Source organism: Planktothrix sp. FACHB-1355 (assembly GCF_014748295.1).
Classification (GTDB): domain Bacteria; phylum Cyanobacteriota; class Cyanobacteriia; order Cyanobacteriales; family Aerosakkonemataceae; genus Aerosakkonema; species Aerosakkonema funiforme_A.
In genome coordinates, this window is the sequence record NZ_JACJUP010000356.1 from 1 (window position 1) to 5,643 (window position 5,643).

The window sequence follows — 5,643 nt, forward strand, 5'->3', positions numbered from 1 at the left end:
TGTGAAGAAATTGGCAAAGACCAGGTGGAAATCCAAATTGACCTGGTGAAATGGGATCAACTGGCAATGGATCAGCGCAATTTGCTGTTCTGGCACGAAGTCGCCCGCATTCAAAACGATACAATTCCCAGAGATGGTTGGGAAATGGCAGCGCTGGCGATCGGCTTGGGTGGCGCTGTGGGAGAATTGTGGGTACAAGATGGTTTGTTGCTGCTGTTGGCACTGGGACTTTGCGGCGTGTCAGGTTGGCGACTTTATCAAAAGAATAACGGCGAACGCACCCTCAAGGAAGCGATCGACGCCGACGAAAAAGCGATCGCACTCGCCACCCGTTTCGGCTATTCTCTCCCCAATGCCTACAAAAGTCTCGGTAGCGCTTTAAAAGCGATGATCGACTTGACTCCCGCTAAACGTCAGCGCAGCAAATACGAAGCGCGACTGCAAGCGCTCAAACGTAGCGCCAACAAGGCAAAAGCCAAAATGAAAGCCTCTCGCGAAGATTACCAATCGGAAGATATTTACGGTTAGGCGATCGGTTTTGCAAAAGAAACCCGGTTTCTTGAAGAAACCGGGTTTCTGAATTCAAAAGCTTATTTTTAATTCCGTTTATGACCGCTCTTACTCTTATCCTCAAACCTGTTAGCCAATTTGTAATGAAAACCTGGAACTATCGCGTTTTTCGAGAAACAAACGGCGATTGCATCATTCGTGAAGTCTTTTATGCAAAGGATGGCTCTATTTTTGGATGCACAGAAAATGCAGTTGCACCTTCTGGAGAAAGTTTAGAAGAATTAGCCGCAGATATTGAGTCTTTTAAAGACGCATTGAAGCTTCCTGTGTTAACTCTCGCCGATCTTTCTGTTGGCAATATGAACGAGAAATGGCAGCAAGAGGAAAACAGCAATATCTGCCTACCAGAAATTACGGCTGAACTGGGAATGAGGGAATCATCTGCACTTAATTGAAGATCGGTAGAGAAGGAAATTACAGCTGATTCATCATTTTGTGAGTCTGCGGTATCACTCGCACTTGCTTGACAAAACGCTTCATCAATGCTTGCCATTCCAAAACGCGATCGGGTGCAGGAACAACTACCAAAACCTCACCCGGTAGCGCCGTTACGGGTTGCAAAAATATCGGAATTGCCGGATTTACAGAAGCTACCAACTCACCAGCTTGTTCTAATTCGGCTGGATTGGTTTGACTGGAAATAATTATCTTGACAAATACTTCTAGTTGTGAATTGCCACAAAGTTGTAAAAATTCTTGATGAGCTTGCCAGCGATTTTCACCGCTGACACTCGGTAGTTTGATGTCCATGCCGATCGAATCCAAGTAAGGCAAAAGCTGGGATAATTGCTCTGGACGATGACCGCCAGTTTCCAAGTATATTGGCAAATCGGTCAGCGATCGCACTTCTGGTAAAAATTGCACCAAAAACGGCGCAGAAAGAAGCGGTTCTCCACCAGTCAAACTAATACTATCGTGCAATCCCGGTTGATTTTGCCTTTCCACCCATGACAGCAAATCTGTTAGCATTACCGGATTGGGATGAGTTTCAAAATCGCGCCATCCCGGCGTTTTTTCAATTTGACAAACTTCTGGAACGCTCCAAGTATGAGCGCTATCGCAAAAATGGCAGCGCAAATCGCACAACGCAAAACGAATGAAAATTTGGCGCGTACCCACATTCATTCCTTCGCCTTGAATGGCGGAGAACACTTCAATTAAACGCGCTTTTGGTGGTGCGGCGATTTGCGTTGCCATATTTTTATCTCTAAATTTCAGAAGCAGCTCGTTCGATTAAGCGCCGAGCTACAGTTTGAGTACCCGTGTGTTCAAAGTAGTTGGTTGTCATGTCCAGAAAGGCAGCGACATAATCCAGTTTATCATCAGCGATATCCACATATTTTTTGAGATTGCCAAGAAACATTTGTGGCGTTAAATGGCGAGAACCTACAAAATTATTCATCCAGCCTTGCACTGATGCGAAACTTGCGCCAATAAAGCCCAATTTATCTCCCGTACTACCTCCCGGAATTAAATTACTCAAACTTTGGAAAGTGGAATTTTGTTGTAAAAGAGAAGGATTAAGCCCACCTAAAGTTGATTGTACCTTGGAGACAAAATCCGGGCCAAGGGGAACCAGACCATCAACGCAAACTAAAGCAGCCATTCTAATGAGAGACTCATGATGATAACTGCTCAACGCCGCTTTAAAATCACTAATCTCGATCGCAGGCGAGCCGTTCATCTTTGCAAAAGCGATTAGCTCTGCTACTAATTTTATCGCTAAATCGATAGTTTGAATTGTATCAGCCTTGGGAGTTAGCTTGTTTAAGAAAGACAGAAAACCGACTTTTTCGCCAATTTTGTTAGCCATTGCGGCTGCACCCAGCGCCGTATCCGCGTTATCTACGGTTTGGTATATCCACAAAGCTTGCTGGTATCCTTGCGAGCGATCGCTATACAAATCGATCGCGCGATCGCGTATTTTTTTCACTGTTTTATTATTGGTTTCTCCTGTCACAGCGCGAATAGTATTTTCAAACCCGACTAAGTTTTCCCACTCACCCGGAGCAACCGAATCCAAAGCTCGCAGCAAATAAACGGTTACATTGCTAGTCGGGAGTTTATCAACCAATTCATTAATAGGTTTAGTCTGACTCATCGCGATTTGGAATTTGTAATTTTAGATTGGAGATTGCTTGTGTATTTAGAACGAACCCTGCTTTTTTATGATTCCTTGTGGGTGCATCTCACTTTCACACAACTACTATTATCTACCATTTGAAATAGCAGCTTTTCGGATACTGAGAAAGAGATGCACCCTGAAGACAACTTTTTTCTAAATTTCGGCAACAGCTCGTTCAATTAACCGACGAGCTAAAGTTTGAATGCCTGTGTGTTCGTAATAATTCGTTGACACATCCAGGAAAGCACCGAGATAATCCAGCTTATCATCGCTAAATTCGATAAAGTTGGATAGATTCTGGGCAACTTTTTGCGGTGTCAAACCGCGAGATTTAACAAAATCACCCATCCATCCAGAAACCGAACCAAAGCTTTCGTTAATAAAACCGAGTTTACCGTCAGAATTACCGCCAGGAATCTGATCTTTGACACCTTGGAAACTTTGATTTTGTTCCAATTCTTGCGGACTCATGTTATTGAATCTCGACAGAACCATTTGGATAAAGTCAGGGCCAAGAGGAATCAGACCATCAAAGCAAACTAGCGCCGCCATCCGCATCAAAGATTCGCCGCTGTAGTCGCCTAGAGATGCTAAGAAATCGCCAATGCTGTCGCCGGGAATACCGTTAATTTGACAGAAGGCAACCAATTCAACTACTAACTTAACAGCTAGGTCGATCGTTTGCGCTTTTTCTGCTTTGGGAGTGATGTTACCGAGAAATCCGAGCAGAGGAACTTTCTCGCCAACTTTGTTGGCTAAAGCAGCTGCACCCAACGCAGAAGAAGCTCGATCGACTGATTGATACAGCCATAAAGCTGTTTGGTATCCCTGCGATTTGTCGTTGAACAAATAGACGGCGCGTTCGCCAATTTGTTGGATAAAAGCTGGGTCTGTTTCACCTGTAACGGCGCGAATTGTGTTATCGAAACCAACCAAATTTTGCCACTCGCCTGGAACGACAATATCAAGCGATCGCAACGCCATCACAGTCATACCGCCAGAGGGCAGTTCATCAACTAATTGATAAATCGTTTTGCTCACAAAAAATCCTTGTTTGATGGTTGTTATCGGAAAAGTTACTGCACAAAAATTTACTTGAGTTGGGCAATTCCACTCAAGTTAAATTTTTGCAGCCAAGTGACGCGATCGTTCTTGGTAAAAGATGGATCGCGGGATGCCACTTTTACTTGGTAGCGATTATTTACGAGGACTCCTGTAGCGTTACCGGGAGCTTCGGCTGCTGGATAACCGCCAATTTTTTCGGTACTTTGCTGGTATTTCTTCTGAGCGTCTGGAGTGCTGACCGTATCGTTAATAGACATCACGGCAACATTCTTACCATCTTTATTCAACTTATACTCAGCAAATCCTTTCTTTTCCTGTGCTGGTACTACTTGGTAGCCGTCAGCAGACTTAGGAAAGAATTTATTAAAGCTGCTACCTTGTTCGGCATTCTTGGCAACTGCCGGCGTAGCCCCTCTTTGAGTGCTTTGCTTTTGTGTTTGGGCATATGGGGACGTATCTTGCGCCCGACAGGAGGTGGAGGTGACCAGCAACAACACAGCCAGTAATAATGCTGGTATAATTCTACGCAAACGATTGAAATTCATCGTATTCTCCAGATGACTGGGGTTATAGTTTTAATTTTGGCTTACGGTTGGGCTGTTTGTGTGGGGGGCTCTCGATCGGAGACTGGGACTGGGGATATTCGATCGCGAATCCCTGCAATCATTAAAAACAGAATTTGTCAATATATAGAAAGTTAGTTTCTGGTAGAGTATGGAATAATTATTTTGGATGAATGTTGTCAGTCACTGTAACGCAGTATTTTTGGAAACAGCAGCATCATATTGTCACTTGATATGATGTCTTTATATTGTTTCCATAATTGGCTAAATTCCGGCGGTAGATTTTCGGGTTAAATTCTTGGAAGAGAGTCCTCAAATTCAAGCTCCCCCTCGTTTAAGCGTGCTGGAGGCAGTTGCCTTCAAGCAAAACTTTCAACAGCTTTGCCAGGGAAGCCCGCTTCCCAGCCAAATTATCATTGATTTCAGCCAAACCACTTTTATGGATAGTAGTGGTTTGGGTGCCCTTGTCAGCAATCTCAAAACTGCCCAGCAGCAAGGAATTCAATTAGTACTCCGCAACGTGCGACCTCAAGTTATGGCGGTGCTGTCCCTGACCGGATTAAACCAAGTCTTTACGATCGAGGAAATCAGCGAAATCAATCCTCCCACCGTAACCCGTCGCCAAGAATTTCAGCCACCAGTTACCCATCCTTCTGTCCGTTCCTGGCTTAAACGTGTCATAGACATTGTGGGGGCGCTGGTAGGTTTGCTAATTACGGCCCTTTTGTTTATTCCCATCGCCGTTGCTATTAAGCTCAATAGTCCAGGCCCAATTTTCTTCGGTCAAATTCGCTGCGGTTGGATGGGAAAGCGCTTTCGGATGTGGAAATTTCGCTCGATGTGCGTTAATGCGGAAGCACTCAAGTCAACCGTTAAAAACCAAATATCCGGCCCACTATTCAAAAATGATCGTGACCCTCGCATTACAAAAGTTGGCCGCTTTTTACGGCGCACAAGTTTTGATGAATTACCTCAATTTTGGAATGTGCTAAAAGGCGAAATGAGTTTAGTTGGCACTCGTCCGCCCACACCAGATGAAGTGGAAAAGTACGAGGTTCCAGAATGGCAGCGTTTAGATGTCAAACCGGGGATGACTGGGGAATGGCAGGTGAGCGGGCGCTCTCAAATTCGCAGTTTTGAGGATGTGATTCGTTTGGATTTGAAATATCAAAAAAACTGGAGTCTCATGTATGATATGAAGCTCATTTTAAAAACTATTGTCGTTGTGTTCCTAAAAAATAGTGGGGCAGTTTAAGCAATTGAAATTTTTAGATTTTAAATTGAATTTCAATCTAAAATCTAAATTTACCTAAAGAAACC

The 5,643-nt window shown here is 44.1% G+C and carries 7 protein-coding genes; 3 read left to right on the forward strand and 4 right to left on the reverse strand.

Features of this window, described 5'->3' with window-relative positions:
* Together H6S82_RS15730 and H6S82_RS15735 are read left to right on the forward strand one after the other, a co-directional pair.
* The coding region (locus H6S82_RS15730) for a DUF3318 domain-containing protein (RefSeq protein ID WP_191056403.1) at positions 1-528 on the forward strand (528 nt) is incomplete at its 5' end.
* A gap of 125 nt (positions 529-653) precedes the next feature.
* Positions 654-965, forward strand: a complete 312-nt coding sequence (locus tag H6S82_RS15735) for a hypothetical protein (protein WP_191056404.1) — start codon at positions 654-656, stop codon at positions 963-965.
* Positions 966-984: 19 nt separating this feature from the next.
* On the opposite strand, the gene H6S82_RS15740 is transcribed toward H6S82_RS15735, so the two are convergent.
* The 4 genes from H6S82_RS15740 to H6S82_RS15755 all read right to left on the reverse strand — a co-directional run bounded on the left by H6S82_RS15740 (position 985) and on the right by H6S82_RS15755 (position 4,305).
* Complete coding sequence (locus H6S82_RS15740) at positions 985-1,767, reverse strand: 7-carboxy-7-deazaguanine synthase QueE (protein WP_190463889.1); 783 nt, start codon at positions 1,765-1,767, stop codon at positions 985-987.
* Positions 1,768-1,777: 10 nt separating this feature from the next.
* Positions 1,778-2,671: a hypothetical protein gene (locus tag H6S82_RS15745; protein ID WP_190463888.1), complete on the reverse strand. Its 894-nt coding sequence runs from the start codon at positions 2,669-2,671 to the stop codon at positions 1,778-1,780.
* A 177-nt stretch (positions 2,672-2,848) separates the two neighbouring features.
* A complete protein-coding gene (locus H6S82_RS15750) occupies positions 2,849-3,736 on the reverse strand; it encodes a hypothetical protein (RefSeq protein ID WP_190463887.1) in 888 nt (295 codons plus the stop codon).
* Positions 3,737-3,786: 50 nt separating this feature from the next.
* The gene (locus tag H6S82_RS15755) at positions 3,787-4,305 is read right to left on the reverse strand and encodes a hypothetical protein (RefSeq protein WP_190463886.1); all 519 of its coding nucleotides are present in this window, start codon (positions 4,303-4,305) and stop codon (positions 3,787-3,789) included.
* 316 nt (positions 4,306-4,621) lie between these two features.
* Here H6S82_RS15755 and H6S82_RS15760 point away from each other — a divergent pair, with 316 nt between their 5' ends.
* Positions 4,622-5,578: an exopolysaccharide biosynthesis polyprenyl glycosylphosphotransferase gene (locus tag H6S82_RS15760; protein WP_199315205.1), complete on the forward strand. Its 957-nt coding sequence runs from the start codon at positions 4,622-4,624 to the stop codon at positions 5,576-5,578.
* Positions 5,579-5,643 lie beyond the last annotated feature (65 nt).